Origin of the sequence: Pseudomonas sp. B22129, from assembly GCF_044218875.1 — a bacterium.
Lineage (GTDB): Bacteria > Pseudomonadota > Gammaproteobacteria > Pseudomonadales > Pseudomonadaceae > Aquipseudomonas.
The window spans coordinates 2,825,293-2,841,132 of the sequence record NZ_CP162592.1 but is presented as its reverse complement, the minus strand read 5'-3'; the positions used below and the strand labels follow the sequence as shown (position 1 = coordinate 2,841,132).

General features: G+C 59.9%; 14 protein-coding genes. 2 read left to right on the top strand and 12 right to left on the bottom strand.

Annotated features, from left to right (window positions below; translation table 11 throughout):
* Position 1 precedes the first annotated feature (1 nt).
* Positions 2-1,177, top strand: a complete 1,176-nt coding sequence (locus AB4P94_RS12980; protein ID WP_395610843.1) for an aminotransferase class V-fold PLP-dependent enzyme — start codon at positions 2-4, stop codon at positions 1,175-1,177.
* Between the two features lie 204 nt (positions 1,178-1,381).
* Here AB4P94_RS12980 and AB4P94_RS12975 read toward each other — a convergent pair whose 3' ends face one another.
* From AB4P94_RS12975 to zwf, 3 genes are read right to left on the bottom strand one after another with little or no spacing between them, the layout of a single operon-like run.
* The gene (locus tag AB4P94_RS12975; RefSeq protein ID WP_026013852.1) at positions 1,382-2,047 is read right to left on the bottom strand and encodes a bifunctional 4-hydroxy-2-oxoglutarate aldolase/2-dehydro-3-deoxy-phosphogluconate aldolase; all 666 of its coding nucleotides are present in this window, start codon (positions 2,045-2,047) and stop codon (positions 1,382-1,384) included.
* A gap of 17 nt (positions 2,048-2,064) precedes the next feature.
* Positions 2,065-2,778, bottom strand: coding sequence for a 6-phosphogluconolactonase (gene pgl, locus AB4P94_RS12970; protein WP_395610842.1), 714 nt, complete (start codon positions 2,776-2,778; stop codon positions 2,065-2,067).
* Entirely contained in the window at positions 2,765-4,231 is a 1,467-nt protein-coding gene (gene zwf, locus AB4P94_RS12965) for a glucose-6-phosphate dehydrogenase (protein ID WP_395610841.1), read from the bottom strand. Before zwf ends, pgl begins: the two co-directional genes overlap by 14 nt.
* A gap of 219 nt (positions 4,232-4,450) precedes the next feature.
* On the opposite strand from zwf, the gene AB4P94_RS12960 reads away from it, so the two are divergent.
* Positions 4,451-5,311 carry a MurR/RpiR family transcriptional regulator gene (locus AB4P94_RS12960; protein ID WP_170039859.1) on the top strand — a complete coding sequence of 287 codons (861 nt, stop codon included), beginning with the start codon at positions 4,451-4,453 and terminating at the stop codon, positions 5,309-5,311.
* A gap of 113 nt (positions 5,312-5,424) precedes the next feature.
* On the opposite strand, the gene AB4P94_RS12955 is transcribed toward AB4P94_RS12960, so the two are convergent.
* The 9 genes from AB4P94_RS12955 to AB4P94_RS12915 form a co-directional block, all read right to left on the bottom strand.
* A complete protein-coding gene (locus tag AB4P94_RS12955; RefSeq protein WP_395610840.1) occupies positions 5,425-6,270 on the bottom strand; it encodes a D-hexose-6-phosphate mutarotase in 846 nt (281 codons plus the stop codon).
* Positions 6,271-6,490: 220 nt separating this feature from the next.
* Entirely contained in the window at positions 6,491-7,837 is a 1,347-nt protein-coding gene (locus AB4P94_RS12950) for a carbohydrate porin (RefSeq protein ID WP_395610839.1), read from the bottom strand.
* A gap of 84 nt (positions 7,838-7,921) precedes the next feature.
* Complete coding sequence (locus AB4P94_RS12945; protein ID WP_395610838.1) at positions 7,922-9,082, bottom strand: ABC transporter ATP-binding protein; 1,161 nt, start codon at positions 9,080-9,082, stop codon at positions 7,922-7,924.
* Between the two features lie 2 nt (positions 9,083-9,084).
* Positions 9,085-9,930, bottom strand: a complete 846-nt coding sequence (locus tag AB4P94_RS12940; protein ID WP_395610837.1) for a carbohydrate ABC transporter permease — start codon at positions 9,928-9,930, stop codon at positions 9,085-9,087.
* Positions 9,923-10,831: a carbohydrate ABC transporter permease gene (locus AB4P94_RS12935; RefSeq protein WP_110625189.1), complete on the bottom strand. Its 909-nt coding sequence runs from the start codon at positions 10,829-10,831 to the stop codon at positions 9,923-9,925. Before AB4P94_RS12935 ends, AB4P94_RS12940 begins: the two co-directional genes overlap by 8 nt.
* Before the next feature lie 92 nt (positions 10,832-10,923).
* Positions 10,924-12,210 carry an ABC transporter substrate-binding protein gene (locus AB4P94_RS12930; RefSeq protein WP_395610836.1) on the bottom strand — a complete coding sequence of 429 codons (1,287 nt, stop codon included), beginning with the start codon at positions 12,208-12,210 and terminating at the stop codon, positions 10,924-10,926.
* Between the two features lie 104 nt (positions 12,211-12,314).
* The gene (locus AB4P94_RS12925; RefSeq protein WP_395610835.1) at positions 12,315-13,574 is read right to left on the bottom strand and encodes an AGE family epimerase/isomerase; all 1,260 of its coding nucleotides are present in this window, start codon (positions 13,572-13,574) and stop codon (positions 12,315-12,317) included.
* 269 nt (positions 13,575-13,843) lie between these two features.
* Complete coding sequence (locus AB4P94_RS12920) at positions 13,844-14,668, bottom strand: ATPase (protein ID WP_395610834.1); 825 nt, start codon at positions 14,666-14,668, stop codon at positions 13,844-13,846.
* A 127-nt stretch (positions 14,669-14,795) separates the two neighbouring features.
* Entirely contained in the window at positions 14,796-15,794 is a 999-nt protein-coding gene (locus AB4P94_RS12915) for an NAD-dependent epimerase/dehydratase family protein (RefSeq protein WP_395610833.1), read from the bottom strand.
* Positions 15,795-15,840: the final 46 nt, after the last annotated feature.

The window sequence follows — 15,840 nt, the reverse complement described above, 5'->3', positions numbered from 1 at the left end:
CATGCCAAGGAATGCTGATAACGAACGCCACTGGCAAACCATCGCCCAGCGCTATGAGCTGGAGCCTGGCCCGATCAACCTGGAAAACGGTTACTTCGGGCGCATGAGCCGCGTGGTGCGGGCGCACTACCTGGAACATGTTGCGTTTATCAACCGCAGCAACTCGCTCTATGTGCGCCAGCGTTTTGAACAGGGGGAGAACGTTGAGATACGCCGCCAGTTGGCCGAGCTGATCGGCGTCGCCCCCGAGTCGGTAGCCTTCACGCGCAATGCCACTGAGGCCTTGCAGTCGCTGATCCGCAACTATAACGGCCTGCGCCCGGGCGACCAGGTGCTGATCAGCGACCTGGAGTACGACACGGTCAAAGGCGCCATGCGCTGGCTGGCGGGCGTTCGCGGTGTAGAGGTGGTCGAACTGCCCCACACGCACCCGGCCAGTTTCGACAGCCTGGTGCAGACGTATCGCGAAGCCTTCACGCGCTACCCGCGCCTGAAGCTGATGGCGCTGACCCATGTCACCCATCGCACCGGGCTGGTGATGCCGGTCGAGGCGATTGCCAAAGCCGCGCGTGAGCATGGCATCGACGTCATCCTCGACGGTGCGCACGCCTTGGGCCAGATCGAGTTCAACCTGGGGGAACTGGGCATCCAGTTCGCCGGTTTCAACTTGCACAAGTGGATCGGCGCGCCGCTGACCCTGGGTTTTCTTTATATAGCCCCGGAGCGCCTGGCCGACATCGACCCGGACATGGGCGAGTTTCACTACCCTGCTACAGACGTGCGCGCACGCACGTCCTACAGCACGCCGAACTTTCCGGCGCTGATGACCTTGCCACTGGTGTTTGAAGAGCATCGTGCGTTGGGGGGCTCAGCGGCTAAAGGCGCGCGGGTGAATTACCTGCGGGATCTGTGGGTGAGCCAGGTGCGGCGGTTGCCGGGGGTTGAGGTGCTGACGCCGGACGATCCGCGGCTGTATTGCGGGATCACGGCGTTCAAGTTTGTAGGGCGGGATCAGCAACTGATGGCCGACTGCTTGCTCAAGGATTACGGCTTGTTTACCACCACCCGAAGCGGCGCGGCGTTTGGCAGTTGTATTCGGGTGACGCCGGGGTTGGTGACGTCGGCGGCAGACATGAATGTACTGGTCCATGCCATTACCGAACTGAACACAGATTAAAACTGTGGGAGCGGGCTTGCTCGCGAATACGGTGGTTCAGTTGACGAATATGCCAACTGAACCACCGCATTCGCGAGCAAGCCCGCTCCCACATTTGAATTTGTGTTTGCCCTATATTTCTTACAGGCAAAAAAAAGCGGCACACCGACCAAGTGCGCCGCAAAAATGCCGTCAAGCACAGCAACAACGATTCGTTAAATCAGCTCAATCCAGCAGCGCCAGCGCCTGTGCGGTGACTTCCTGGATGCGGGCCCAGTCGCCGTTCTTGACCCACTCAGGATCAAGCATCCAGCTACCGCCCACGCACATCACGTTTTTCAACGCCATGTAGTTTTTGATGTTGGCCGGGCCAACGCCGCCGGTTGGGCAGAATTTGACTTCGCCAAATGGGCCGCCCAAGGCTTTGATTGCCGCCACGCCACCGCTGACTTCAGCGGGAAACAGCTTGAAGCGGCGATAACCCAGGCCGTAGCCTTCCATGATGCCGGAGGCATTGCTGATGCCCGGCAGCAGCGGGATCGGGCTATGCACCGAGGCTTCCAGCAGGTCGCGGGTAATGCCTGGCGTCACGATAAATTGCGAGCCGGCCACTTCTGCCGCTTCGAGCATGTGACGGTCGAGCACGGTGCCGGCACCGGTGCACAATTCAGGGCGCTGCTCGCGCAGGACCTGAATGGCTTTGAGGCCGAACTCGGAACGCAGGGTCACTTCCAATGCGGTCAAACCGCCCGCTGCCAGGGCATCGGCCAGCGGCAGGATGTCCTGTTCGCGGGCGATGGTGATCACCGGCAGGATCCGCGCCTTGGCGCAGAGGCTGTCGATCAGGGCAACTTTGTCCGCCATGGACACGGTCGGTTGAGGGCTTTTCATAGCGGCTGATCCTTGGCTCATGGGCACCAGTAAATCTCTAAAGTAGGTTGCAAAAACGCGCGAATCGGCATGGCGGCGACGTCGTCACTCGCCAGCGCAGCGCTCAAGGTGGTCAATTTCGAACTGCCGGAAATCGACAGCACGGTGTAGTGAGCCGTGGCCAACAGTGCGCGACTCATGGTCAGGCGCTGGTGCGGCACGGTCGGCGCCAGCATCGGCCAGCAACGGCGGGTACCGTCGGGCTGCAGGGCTTCTTTCAGGTTGGGGCTGTCGGGAAACAGCGACGCGGTGTGGCCGTCATCGCCCATGCCCAGCACCAGCACATCAATGGCGGGCAATTCTGCCAACTGGCGATCGGCCAGTTCGGCGGCATCTTCAAGGTTAGCGGCAACGTTGTAGAGGCTCAGGAATTTCGCCTTCGCCGCCGGGCCTTGCAGCAGATACTTCTTCAACAAGCCGGCATTGCTGTCGGCGTGCTCCACCGGCACCCAGCGCTCATCAGCCAGGGTGATGGTGACTTTGGACCAGTCCAGCGCCTGCTTGGCCAGGTTCTGGAAAAACGCCACCGGGCTGCGCCCACCCGACACAACCAAGGTCGCTTCGCCACGGGCACCGATCGCCGCACGCAATTGCGCGGCCACATCATTGGCCAAACCGTCCGCCAGCAGCACGGGCGTGCGGTACTCATGGGCGCTTACACCCTGAGGCAGTTTCAATTCAGATATCGCCATACCACGACCTCCCATCCCGCGTGATCAGTGCAATCGAGCTCATCGGCCCCCAGGACCCGGCCGCGTACGGCTTGGGCGCATCACCGGATTTTTTCCACCCGGCGATCAACTGGTCACACCACTTCCACGCGGCTTCGATTTCATCTTTGCGCACAAACAGGTTCTGATTGCCACGCATCACTTCCAGCAACAACCGCTCGTAGGCATCGGGGATGCGTGCGCTGCGGTAGGTGTCGGAAAAATTCAGTTGCAGCGGGCCGCTGCGCAGTTGCATGCCCTTGTCCAGGCCTTGCTCCTTGGTCATCACGCGCAAGGAAATACCTTCGTCCGGCTGCAGGCGGATGATCAGTTTGTTGCTGATCTGCAAACGCTGCTCGGGGGCGAAGATGTAGTGGGACGGTTCCTTGAAGTGGATGACGATCTGCGACAGCTTTTGCGGCATGCGCTTGCCGGTACGCAGGTAGAACGGCACGCCGGCCCAACGCCAGTTGCGGATGTCGGCACGCAGGGCGACGAAGGTTTCGGTGTCGCTCTGGGTGTTGGAATTCTCTTCTTCCAGGTAACCCGGCACCGGCTTGCCGGCGCTGTAGCCGGCGATGTACTGGCCGCGCACCACCTGAGTGGTCAGGCCTTCCGGGCTGATCGGCGCCAGGGCCTTGAGCACCTTGACCTTCTCGTCACGGATGCTGTCGGCGGACAAGTCGGCCGGCGGGTCCATGGCGATCAGGCAGAGCAGTTGCAGCAGGTGGTTCTGGATCATGTCGCGCAGCTGGCCGGCCTTGTCGAAATAGCCCCAACGGCCTTCGATCCCGACCTGCTCGGCCACGGTGATTTCCACGTGGGAAATGTAATGCTGGTTCCACTGGGTTTCGAACAGGCTGTTGGCGAAACGCAGCGCGATCAGGTTCTGGACGGTTTCTTTGCCCAGGTAGTGGTCGATGCGGTAGGTGCGGTTCTCCGGGAAGAACTGCGCCACGGCGTCGTTGACCTTGCGTGAAGACTCCAGGTCCGAGCCGATGGGCTTTTCCAGCACCACACGGGTATTTTCCGCCAAGCCGACCTTGGCCAGGTTTTCGCAGATCGCGCCATACACCGCCGCCGGGGTGGCGAAGTAGGCGATCAGGCGTTGTTCGGTGCCGGCCTTTTCGGCCAGGCCCACATAGTCGTCGGCTTTCATGAAATCGACATGCACGTAGGACAGACGAGCGAGGAAGCGCGCGGCCACGGCTTCGTCGAGCTCCTTGCCAACGTATTTACGCAATTCTTTTTCGATATGGGCCAGGTGCTGTTGCTCGGAGCCGGCTTCACGGGCCAGGGCCAGGATGCGGGTGTCGTCGTGCAAGAGCCCGGCGCCATCGAGTTGATAGAGGGCAGGAAATAACTTGCGCAGCGCCAGATCACCCAAGGCGCCAAACAGGGCAAAGGTGCAGGGTTCTACGGTTATCGAAGGCATGATGTTTGTTCTTTTATCAAGTTAAGCTACAAATACCTTTTTTCAAGGCATCACTCAAGGAAAAATGTAGTAATAACCACAACATTTTCCCGAAATACGCATTCCGAGTGGTGGTGTTCAGCTACCCTCAGTAGGATAGGCCACCGCGAAATGCCACTCGTCGATTGGCTGCCGCCCTTAATTTGCATCGTCGCCCGAAGGAAAGACTGAATGGACCGCGTGCGAAATCTTCTGGAACAGATCCGGAACCGCCTCGAAGAATTGAACAAGGCCGAGAAAAAAGTCGCCGAGGTCATCCTGCTCAACCCGCAGCAGGCAACCCGCTTCTCTATCGCCGCCCTCGCGCAAGCCGCCTCGGTCAGTGAACCGACGGTCAACCGTTTCTGCCGTTCATTCGGCGTCAGCGGTTACCCTGAACTTAAATTGCAACTCGCGCAAAGCCTGGCCAGTGGCGCGGCGTACGTGAGCCGCGCCGTGGAGGCTGATGATAACCCTGAGGCCTATACGCAGAAGATCTTTGGCAGCGCGATTGCCTCGCTGGACAGCGCCTGCCAGGCCCTGGACCCTGCGTTGATCAGCAAGGCTGTGGACCTGTTGATCCAGGCACGGCAGATCCACTTCTTCGGCCTCGGCGCTTCGGCTCCGGTGGCGATGGATGCGCTGCACAAGTTCTTCCGCTTCAACCTGGCCGTGACCGCCCACGCCGACGTGCTGATGCAGCGCATGATCGCCTCAGTGGCGCACACCGGCGAGTTGTTCGTGATTATTTCCTACACCGGGCGGACCCGTGAGTTGGTGGAAGTGGCGCGTATCGCGCGGGAAAACGGTGCGTCGGTGTTGGGCGTGACCGCTGAAAACTCGCCGCTGGCCAAGGCCAGTACGGTGAGCCTGAACATTCCTCTGCCTGAAGACACCGACATCTACATGCCGATGACCTCGCGGATCATTCAGCTGACGGTGCTGGACGTGCTGGCGACGGGCATGACGTTGCGCCGGGGTGTGGACTTCCAGCCGCATTTGCGCAAGATCAAAGAGAGTTTGAATGACAGCCGGTACCCGGTGGGCGACGAATTCAACTAGCAGCAATCTCCACCAGCAGTCCCTACCCTATCGCAGGCAAGCCAGCTCCCACAGGGGAATGCATTCCAAATGTGGGAGCTGGCTTGCCTGCGATAGCGCCAGAAGCCACACCGCTAAACCCCGGCCCTGGCCTGCAAGCTCAAATGCGCCCTCTCCCCCGGCGCCAAACTCGCGCCGGCCATCGCCGACTCCACACACACAAACCCCGAAGCCTCGTTAAAGCTCACCCCCAACAGCGGCCGGCTGCCAGGGTGCCACACCACCGTGGCGGCGCTGTCTCCGGTGTCGATGCACAACTCACGCTGCCAGGCGTGGTCCTTGAGCTGTAACTCTCCGTCATGCTGGAACACCCGCTGGCAGCCGCCATCGACGCGCAACTCGCCTTCCTGCTGGCAAACCTGACGGCTGAGCTGATCATAACCTTGCGCGCCATCCAACCCAGACAGCGCTATCTCATCGACGTGACCAATACGCCAATAAGCGTGCAATGCATGGCTCAACTGGCACGGCAACTCGTCCTGATGCTCGGTGCTCAGGCGCAGTTCCAGGGTTTCACCCAGGTGTGCGTGCAAATCCACCTGCCAGTCGCACAGTTGCAGTTGCCAGTGCAGGCGCACACCATCGTCATCGGCGCTGCTGTCGAGCAGTTTCCAGTCAATCAGCCGCGCCCAGCCATGGGAGGGCCAGGCGTTTTCGCTCGGGTGGCGGCCATACCACGGCCAGCACACCGGCACGCCGCCACGAATGGCGCCCACCTGCGGCCACTTCGCCGCGCACCACAACCAGGGCTTCTGGCCCGTGGGCTGAAAGTGCAGCAATTGCGCACCCTGGCGGCTGAACACCGCTTGGCACAGCGGGTGGTCGATCACCAACACGTCGCGCATCTGAAAGCGCTCCCAGGCGAACACCGGTTGTTCGCGAAGGGATTTGAAAAAGCGTTGCAGCGGATGCTCATGCATGTGCCACGGTCCTGAAATTCAATATCGCTCAAACTTGGGTTCCCTGTGGGAGCTGGCTTGCCTGCGATGCGGGCGACTCGGTTTGCCTGAATAACCGAGGCGATGCAATCGCAGGCAAGCCAGCTCCCACATGGATTGTGCAGTGTGCAGCCCAAAAAAAGCGGGTAGCCATGGCTACCCGCAAAATGCGCACAGAGAGAAGGAGCTTATCGCAACAGCGTTAGAACGTAGACTGAATTTTCAGGCCCGCTACCAGCGCGTTGTCGACTTCTTTCACACCGCCTGGGTTGGCGATGTATTGCAGGTTGGGACGCACGGTCAGCCAGTTGGTCACGTGGAAGCCGTAGTTGATTTCGACGTTGTATTCAGTGTTACGCAGTGGTGCGAAACCCGATTGGTCGTAATCGGTAAAGCCTTTGGCAGCGTTCAACAACTCAGCATTTTTCTTCACGTCGCTGTTGGCGTGGATACGGGAAACACCGATACCGACGTCATCTTTGGTACGCGCGTCAAATGGCCCTTTGTACACCAGCATGACCGACTGGTAGTTGTCGACGAGGTTGGTGTCCTTGTCGTGGAAGGTCACGTTCGCCGCGATGTTCAGGCCGCGGGAAGCATCGCCATTGTGCGTGGTGAGTTGTTGTTGCAGAACACCCCAGTAACCGCTTTTGCTGCTGCGGACACGGAAGGCAGCGCCGGTGGTGCCAGCGTCGTTACCGTTGACGTCTTCACGTACGTCGGTCGCGTCAGCCGTGCTCTTGTAGTAACCCACACGGTATTCGCCCGGCAGGCCATTGACCTTCGGCGACCAGACCAATTCCACCGGCAATACGGTGCCCTTGGTGCCACTGCCGCTGAGTTTGAAGCCGTTGCCGTGCTCCAGTTGCGACGGGTTCTGGTTGTACGCACCGATTTGCGCATACAGCTCTGGCGTGATGTTGTACTTCACGCGGATAGCCGCCTGGCTGACAGGCCAGTTGTACCAGGTGTTGACGTAGTTACCCACTTGCGAGCCGCAGAACGACAGGTTCTGGAAGTCGCACGGGAAGGTGTTGAAGTCTTCGCCTTCACCGAAGTAGCCGAGTTTCACGTCCAACTTGTTGTCGAACATCTGGTGCTGAATCCAGAACTGGGTCAGACGCACCATGTGGCCTCGGCCATCAACTTCTTGAGAGGAACTCAAGGTGCCGGCACGCGGGTCGCCAATACGGTCATTGGAGATGTTGGCGCCATTACGGTTAGTCAGTTGGATCTTGGCCTGGGTGTTATCCCAGCCCCACAGCTTTTGCAGATCCAGTGCTACGCCCAGACCGAACTGGTCAGCGTAACGGGCAGTTTTGTCGTTGTTGTAGCCACCGCTCAGGTTGCCACCGACTTCCCCGACGTAGTCAGCCTTGATGTCGATACCTTGCTCGATCAGCTTGGTACGCTCGCCGCCCCAATCACCGGTCATCCATTTGGAATCGGAACTGAAGGCATCGGCCGCCATCGCATTGGCGGACAATACCAGGGCTGCTGCTGCTGACAGTTGGCAGATCAGCCGGGTGTTGTTGTGTTGCTTTTTCATCCCTACATCCTCGTCTTTATTGTTATTAAACTGTTTTTATCTAACGCGGTTTACTTTTTTTAACTAAAACAACAACTTATCTTCTCAGCGGCCTTTGAACTGGGCCACATTGTCGGCATGCCCCTGAGCAGGCAAAGAAGCTGCAGTGCCCAGGCGCTCGCCCGTCTTGGCGTCAAACAGCAGCACCTTGGCCGGATCAAATTGCAGGGTCAGGGTCTCGCCTACCTGCGGTGCCACGTCCGGTGCCAAACGGCAGCAGACCTTGGTGTCATTCAGTTGCACGAACACCAGCGTGTCCGGGCCGGTCGGCTCGGTGACCTGGACTTCGGCACGAATGCTCGAAGCGCCATTACCCTCCCCCGTCGCCAGTACGATTTGCTCAGGGCGCAGGCCCAGAATCACGTCGCGGTCTTCAAGGCCGGCGTCGTTCATGCTCAGCGGCAATTCGCACCGCGCCTGGCCGCTGTCGAGAAGAGCTATCAATTGGCCATCTTTGCGTTGCAGGCGCAAAGGCACGAAGTTCATGGGAGGTGAACCGATAAAGCTTGCCACAAACAGGTTGGCCGGGTCGTTGTAAATTTCTTTCGGCGTACCGAATTGCTGGATGATGCCGTCCTTCATCACCGCCACTTTGTCGCCCAACGTCATCGCTTCGATCTGGTCGTGCGTCACGTAGACGGTGGTGGTTTTCAGGCGCTGATGCATCAGCTTCATTTCGGTGCGCATTTCGACGCGCAGCTTGGCGTCGAGGTTGGACAGCGGTTCGTCGAACAGGTAGATCTTCGGACGACGCGCCAGGGCACGGCCCATGGCCACACGCTGTTGCTGGCCGCCGGACAATTGGCCCGGCTTGCGGTTAAGCAGATGCTCGATCTGCAGCAGCTTGGCCACGCGCGCCACTTCGGCGTCGATATCGGCTTGGGGCATTTTGCGGATCTTGAGGCCGAATTCGATGTTTTCGCGCACGCTCATGGTCGGGTACAGCGCGTAGGACTGGAACACCATGGCGATGTCGCGATCCTTGGGGCTCATGCCGCTCACATCCTGGTCGCCGATCATGATCGCGCCGCCCGTGATGGTTTCCAGGCCAGCGATGCAGTTCATCAGCGTGGACTTGCCGCAACCCGAAGGGCCGACCAGGATCAGGAATTCGCCTTCCTTGATCGACAGTTCGATGTTCTTCAAGGTGTCGGGCAGGCCGGCGCCATAGGTCTTGTTTACATTGCGAAGTTCAAGCGTAGCCATGATTACCCCTTGACCGCGCCGGCTGTGAGGCCGCGCACGAAATACTTGCCTGCGATCACATAGACCAGCAGGGTCGGCAGCCCGGCGATCATCGCCGCTGCCATATCAACGTTATATTCCTTGGCCCCGGTGCTGGTGTTGACCAGGTTGTTCAGCGCCACCGTGATGGGCTGCGAGTCACCGCTGGAGAACACCACACCGAACAGGAAGTCGTTCCAGATCTGGGTGAACTGCCAGATCAGGCAGACCATGATGATCGGCGTCGACATCGGCAGAATGATCTGGCGGAAGATGGTGAAGAAACCGGCACCGTCCAGGCGTGCCGCCTTGATCAGCGCATCCGGAATGCTCACGTAGTAGTTACGGAAGAACAGCGTGGTGAACGCCAGGCCGTAGACCACATGCACAAACACCAGGCCGGTGGTGGTACTGGCCAGGCCCATCTTGCCAAGGGTGAACGAGGCCGGCAGCAGCACGGTCTGGAACGGCAGGAAGCAGCCGAACAACAGCAGGCCGAAGAACAGCTGCGAGCCTTTGAAGCGCCAGAACGACAGCACATAGCCGTTCAGCGCACCGATGGCGGTGGAGATCAGCACGGCCGGAACGGTGATCTTGATCGAGTTCCAGAAGTAGCCATCCACGGTGGCCCAGGCCTTGACCCAGCCAATGCCGGTGACCACGCTCGGCCAGCTCAGCAGGTTGCCGGTGCTGATGTCTTCCGGGGTCTTGAAGCTGGTGAGCAGCATCACCACCAGCGGCACCAGGTACAGCAGCACGGCGAGGATCAACACCGCGTAGATCGCGATGCGACTCAGGCTGATGGTCGGTTTGGAAGCGAGACTAGTCATTACGCTTGGTCCTCAGCTCGGAGTACAGGTAAGGCACGATGATCGCGAGGATCGCACCGAGCATCAGGATTGCACTGGCCGAGCCCATGCCCATCTGGCCACGGCTGAAGGTGAACGAGTACATGAACATCGCAGGCAGGTCGGACGAGTAGCCCGGGCCGCCGGCGGTCATGGCGGCCACCAGGTCGAAGCTCTTGATCGCAATGTGCGCCAGGATCATCACCGCACTGAAGAACACCGGACGCAGGCTGGGCAGCACCACGCTCCAGTAGATGCGCGGCAGGCTGGCGCCGTCGATCTGGGCGGCACGGATGATCGATTGGTCCACACCGCGCAGGCCGGCGAGGAACATCGCCATGATGAAGCCGGAGGCTTGCCACACAGCGGCGATCACCAGGCAGTAGACCACGCGGTCGGGGTCGATCAGCCAGTCGAGACGGAAGCCTTCCCAGCCCCAGTCCCGCAGAAGTTTGTCCAGGCCCATGCCCGGGTTGAGCAGCCATTTCCACGCGGTACCGGTCACGATCATCGAGAGCGCCATCGGGTACAGGTAAATGGTGCGGATAAAGCCTTCGCGACGGATTTTCTGGTCGAGAAAAATCGCCAGCATCACGCCAATCACCAAGGTGATGCCGATAAACATCCCGCCGAACACGGCCAGGTTCTTGCTCGCGACCCACCAGCGGTCGTTGTCGAACAGCCGCGCGTACTGCGCAAGGCCCGCCCATTTGTAGCTGGGCAGGAACGTGGAGGTGGTGAACGACAGAACGAACGTCCACAGGATGTAGCCGTAGAAGCCCACCAGCACGATGAACATGCTGGGCGCCAGCACCAGTTTAGGGAGCCAGCGCTGCAGTGCGTCGAACGGCGAGGCCTTGCTGAACACAGCAACAGAACTCATGGGAAAATCCAGTACAGGGAAAAAGGACTACAGGAGCATGCCTTGTGAGGGGTCAGGGGGTTTCCCCTCACAAGGACCAGCAGTGCTAACCGTTACTTGGCAGACTTGATCGCAGCGCCGAGTTTCTTGGCGGTGTCGGCCGGGTCGGCTTTCGGGTCGTTGATGAAGTTGGTCACGACATCAAAGAACGCACCTTGCACGGCCAGGGTAGTGGCCATGTTGTGCGCCATGCTTGGTTGCAGGCCGCCGGTCTTGGCATCAGCCAGGAAGTCTTTGGCAGCGGTCTGGGCGCAAGAGTCGAAACCGTACGAGTCCATTTTTTGCAGCATGTCGGTCCGAACCGGGATCGAACCTTTGTTGATGCTGAAGACTTTCTGGAAGTTTTCACCCAGCACGACTTTGGCGATGTCCTGCTGACCGGCAGCAGTGCCTTTGTCTTTCTGCTTGAACACCGCCAGGGAGTCGATGTTGTAGGTGAAGGCCTTGTCGGTGCCCGGGAAGGCTACGCACTCGTAGTCTTTGCCGGCGACTTTCTTGGCGGCGGTCCATTCGGACTTGGCCCAGTCACCCATGATCTGCATGCCGGCCTTGCCGTTGATGACTTTGCCGGCTTCGAGGTTCCAGTCCTGGCCTTTGCCGTCAACGTCCATGTAGGTCGCGACTTTCTTCAGTTCAGTGAGCGACTTGACCATTTCCGGGCCAGTCAGCGCAGCGTTGTCGAGGTCAACCAGGGCTTTCTTGTAGCCATCTGCACCCATTACCGACAGGACGACGGCTTCGAATACAGTGCTGTCCTGCCAAGGCTGGCCACCATGGGCGAGCGGAATGAAGCCCGCGGCTTTCAGCTTGTCGCCGGCTGCGTAGAATTCTTCGAGGGTGGTCGGGTTCTTGGTGATGCCGGCTTTCTTGAAGACTTCCGGGTTGATCCACAGCCAGTTCACGCGGTGGATGTTGACCGGTACGGCAACGTAATTGCCTTCGTACTTCACGGTGTCGGAGACTTTCTTGTCGAGCAGGGAGTCCCACTTCTCTTCTTTGGCGACGTCTTTCAGGACGTCAGTGTCGAGCAGGCCGGTCGACGCCCATTCCTGAATGTCCGGGCCTTTGATCTGGGCAACGCCTGGCGGGTTGCCAGCCACTGCGCGGCTTTTCAGCACGGTCATGGCCGTGGCGCCACCGCCACCGGCTACAGCGCCGTCTTTCCAGACGAAGCCGTCTTTTTCAACTTGAGCCTTCAGTACGTCTACAGCTGCTTTTTCACCACCGGAGGTCCACCAATGCACAACTTCAACCGTCCCTTTCGAGTCGGCGGCAAATGCACTGAGGGGAAACAACGAGGCAATGGAAATAGCAACGGCGAGGCGATTAATCGCGTTCATCTGAGTACCTTTTCTTGTTGTTATGCATGCAAGTCTAGAGCTTGCGCTGCACGGAGTTTAAACAGGGATATTTGGGCTGCAGGTAACAAAGGGACGTACAAATGTCACCACTCGGTGACATAGCAGCCCCGCCCCAGCGCGCTGGTCATGCTGGGAGACAAGGGTAGCGCAGGCAGCACCACCGCTTGCCAGGCATGGTACAGGTCCGGTTTGCCCCCCCAGATCTTGCTGCTGGGACGGTTTTGCGGGCTCAGCTCGTGGTGCCAGCTGCCGTGAATCCGGTCGATAAAGCGGGTTTCGCAAAACTCCCAGAACCGCCGGTACCAGGTCTCGTAATGCAATTCGCCCGTGCGCTTGAGCAAGGCTTGGGCGGCAGCGCTGGCTTCGGCGTGCGTCCAGTGCAGGCGCTCGCGCACCACCGGTTGGTGGTTCCAGTCCAGGGTGTAAACGATGCCGGGTGCACCGTCCACGGCCCAGGCGTATTCGCAGGCACTGGCGAACAGGCCCTTCGCGTCGGTCACCAGCCAGTCCGGCGTGGGCAGTTTGGCTTGCAGGCGCGCAGCTTCAAGGTGCAGCACCAACCGCGCCCATTCGAAACCATGGCCGGGGGTGATGCCGTAGGGGCGAAAGCCGTCGGCGGGGTTGTCTTCGTTGTAACCGAGCAGAGGTTTCCACTGGGCGTCGAAATGTTCGATGACCATGAACTGGTTGCCGGCGGCATGGGTGTGAATAACACGCTCGACGATACGCAGCGCGCGGTCGAGCCAGCGCGTGTCACCGGTCACATCGGCCAGGGCGAGGAAGGCTTCAGTGGCGTGCATATTGCTGTTGGCGCCACGGTAGGCTTCGACGCCAGTCCAGTCCCGGGCGAAGGATTCAAGCATTACGCCCTCTTCTTCGCTCCAGAAAAACTGGTCGATGATATGGATGGCGTCGTTCAGCAGGTTCTGCGCACCGGGTGCACCCGCCACCACTGCCGAACTGGCCGCCAGGGCCACGAAAGCATGCAGGTAGGCCGCCTTGCCGCTGTTGCCATCAACGGCGTGGGGGGCGGCGAACCAGCCACCGTGTTCGCTGTCGCGCAAAGGGCCACTGAGGGCGGCAACACCGTGCTCGACCAACTCGGCATAACCGGGCAGCCCCATGGCGTGGGCCATGGCGAAACTGTGGGTCATGCGGGCGGTGTTCATGGTTTCGGCGTGGGCATCGGCCGGCAGTTGGCCTTTGTCGTCCAGGTTGCCAAAACCCTCGGGCAGTCGAGACGCTTTGGCAAATGACAGCAGGCGCTGGCCTTCGGCGGCGAGCCAAGCGTGATGGGCAGGTGCGTTCAGCCAGCTGCTGGCTGGCAGCGGTTGCGTGGTCATGGGTGGCCCTTATTATTTTTTGTGGGATGACCGGAGTCTAAACAAGGGTGGGATGAGGGCAAGTAACGAAGCGGAGGGGAAATGTCACCACGTTGTGACAATCTCTAATAGCGACTCTTTTTTGAGCTGGCCCGGATCTAATTGTGGGAGCGGGCTTGCTCGCGAATGCGGTTTACCCGTCAATGAATAAAGTGACTGATACACCGCTTTCGCGAGCAAGCCCGCTCCCACACTTGAACCGGTTCACACCCCATTTGGCTCAGGCGCGGTCACTGGGTCAGCGGTGTGATCTTCGCCGGCGCGTTGAGCTGCTGATTCAGGTTCTGCACCTGGCTCTGCAACGTGGTGATGTTGCGCGTGGTCTGGATGCGGAACACGTCGAACTCTTTGTTGGTCGGCGCATCGCTGTTGGCGGGCTGGTTGTCCTGGGCGCTTTTGAGGACGACAAGGTCCTGCTCAAGACGGGCGATCGCCGCGCTCGGGTTGCCCTGTTTTTTCAGGGCAGCGACGTCGGCGGACAACTCCTTGATATCGCCTTGCGAGGCCTTGAGGGTGGCGACGGCATCGGTCAATGCCTGCACCTGACCCTGCAGTTTGGCGTTGGCATTCGACAGGTCGGTGGTACTGGCGCTCATTTGGGCCAAGCGCTGGTCAAGCTCGGTGGCCTGGCCGGCCACGCCGACTTGTTGCTTGCCCTGCTCCAGCAGCTGGGTTTCCAGCGCCTTGATCTGCAGTTTCAGCGCCTCGCTGCCGTTGTTCACATTGGCCTCGCTGGCCACTACCTTGCCCGAAATATCCTGCAGGCGCCCGGCCGCTTCTTCGCTGATGCGTGCGAAGCTTTCCTGGGTGGCAACCAATTGCTGGCCCATCAGGGAAATCTGCTGAAAGCTCCACCAGGCCAGGCCCGCAAAGGCGATCAGCAGCGCGCCGACCAAGGCCCACAGCGGGCCGGTACTGGCACTTTTGACCCTCACCGCGGGTGTGCTGCGCGAACGTACGGAGGTGGCAGGAGTCGGCTCGAAATCATCATCGTCCCCAACGTCGGCGCGCAGGCCGGGAACGTTGTCGAAATCGTCTTTAGCATCGTTACGCATGAATCTACCCTGAATCAATGAGATGGCTACCTGGAACGCCGAGCGAACGGAGTATAAACCGCGTTCGTGCCGCACAGATCGACCTGGAACCGTGGATTCGGTTCCCGATGTGTTGCTTGTTGTGAACTTACTGGAACGCCGGATCCTGGGCTTTCCACCAACTGCAGAACTCGTCCAGGGCCGTCCACAGACTGACCTTGGGCTCGTAGTCGAGATAATGCCTCGCCCGGCTGATGTCGAGGGTGAAATCTTTGTTCATTACCTGCATGCCCAGACGCGACAGCGCCGGCTCCGGCCGCCCTGGCCACATCGCGCAGAATGCCTCGTTCAAAGCCGCGACGCTGTAGGACAAACCGTAAGACCGATACCGCGTCACCTGCGGCATGCCCATCTGGCGCATCACGTAGTTCACCACATCCCACACCGGCACCGGCGTGCCGTTGCTGATGTTGTAGGCTTTGCCCAGCGCGGAGCCGGTGGCCAGCAAGCTGCTGAGCAACGCCTCGTTGAGGTTGTGCACACTGGTGAAGTCGACCTTGTTCAGGCCGTCGCCGACAATGGCCAGGCGGTTCTTGCGCTGCATTTTCAGCAGGCGCGGGAAGATGCTCATGTCGCCGGCGCCGGTCACGAAACGCGGGCGCAGGGCCAACACTTCAAGGCCGAATTCCTGGGCGCCGAACACCTTCTGTTCCGAGAGGTACTTGGTCGCAGCGTAAGGATGTTTGAAGCGCTTGGGCACTTGCTCTTCCGTCAGGCCCAGATGATCGCGCCCGTCGAAATAGATCGATGGCGACGACAGGTGCACCAGGCGCCCAACGCGTTGTTTGAGGCAGGCTTCAACGACATTTTCCGTCACCAGCACATTGCCTTGATGGAAGTCCTGGTACTTGCCCCATAGCCCGACGGAGCCGGCGCAATGCACCACAGCCTCAACGTCACGGCACAGCTCGCGCACCAGGTCGGCGTCATTCAAGTCACCCTGGATAAACTCGGCGCCGCGCCGTATCAGGTGCTCAACACCTTCGGCGCGCCGCCCGTTGACCCGCACGTCCAGGCCCTGCTCCAGAGCGAAACGTGCAAAACGCCCGCCGATGAAGCCGCTTGCGCCGGTGACCAGAATTTTCATTTGTTACCCCATGTTCTTTCGTTTTTCATCGCTGTTGCCTTGACGC

Excerpts from the sequence above, each read along its gene's own strand:
- AB4P94_RS12950 (WP_395610839.1), bottom strand. The coding sequence starts at position 7,837 with ATGAAAAAGCAACACAACAACACCCGGCTGATCTGCCAACTGTCAGCA.
- AB4P94_RS12980 (WP_395610843.1), top strand. The coding sequence starts at position 2 with ATGCCAAGGAATGCTGATAACGAACGCCACTGGCAAACCATCGCCCAG.
- AB4P94_RS12915 (WP_395610833.1), bottom strand. The coding sequence starts at position 15,794 with ATGAAAATTCTGGTCACCGGCGCAAGCGGCTTCATCGGCGGGCGTTTT.
- AB4P94_RS12925 (WP_395610835.1), bottom strand. The coding sequence starts at position 13,574 with ATGACCACGCAACCGCTGCCAGCCAGCAGCTGGCTGAACGCACCTGCC.
- AB4P94_RS12930 (WP_395610836.1), bottom strand. The coding sequence starts at position 12,210 with ATGAACGCGATTAATCGCCTCGCCGTTGCTATTTCCATTGCCTCGTTG.
- pgl (WP_395610842.1), bottom strand. The coding sequence starts at position 2,778 with ATGGCGATATCTGAATTGAAACTGCCTCAGGGTGTAAGCGCCCATGAG.
- zwf (WP_395610841.1), bottom strand. The coding sequence starts at position 4,231 with ATGCCTTCGATAACCGTAGAACCCTGCACCTTTGCCCTGTTTGGCGCC.
- AB4P94_RS12955 (WP_395610840.1), bottom strand. The coding sequence starts at position 6,270 with ATGCATGAGCATCCGCTGCAACGCTTTTTCAAATCCCTTCGCGAACAA.
- AB4P94_RS12940 (WP_395610837.1), bottom strand. The coding sequence starts at position 9,930 with ATGACTAGTCTCGCTTCCAAACCGACCATCAGCCTGAGTCGCATCGCG.
- AB4P94_RS12945 (WP_395610838.1), bottom strand. The coding sequence starts at position 9,082 with ATGGCTACGCTTGAACTTCGCAATGTAAACAAGACCTATGGCGCCGGC.
- AB4P94_RS12975 (WP_026013852.1), bottom strand. The coding sequence starts at position 2,047 with ATGAAAAGCCCTCAACCGACCGTGTCCATGGCGGACAAAGTTGCCCTG.
- AB4P94_RS12920 (WP_395610834.1), bottom strand. The coding sequence starts at position 14,668 with ATGCGTAACGATGCTAAAGACGATTTCGACAACGTTCCCGGCCTGCGC.
- AB4P94_RS12935 (WP_110625189.1), bottom strand. The coding sequence starts at position 10,831 with ATGAGTTCTGTTGCTGTGTTCAGCAAGGCCTCGCCGTTCGACGCACTG.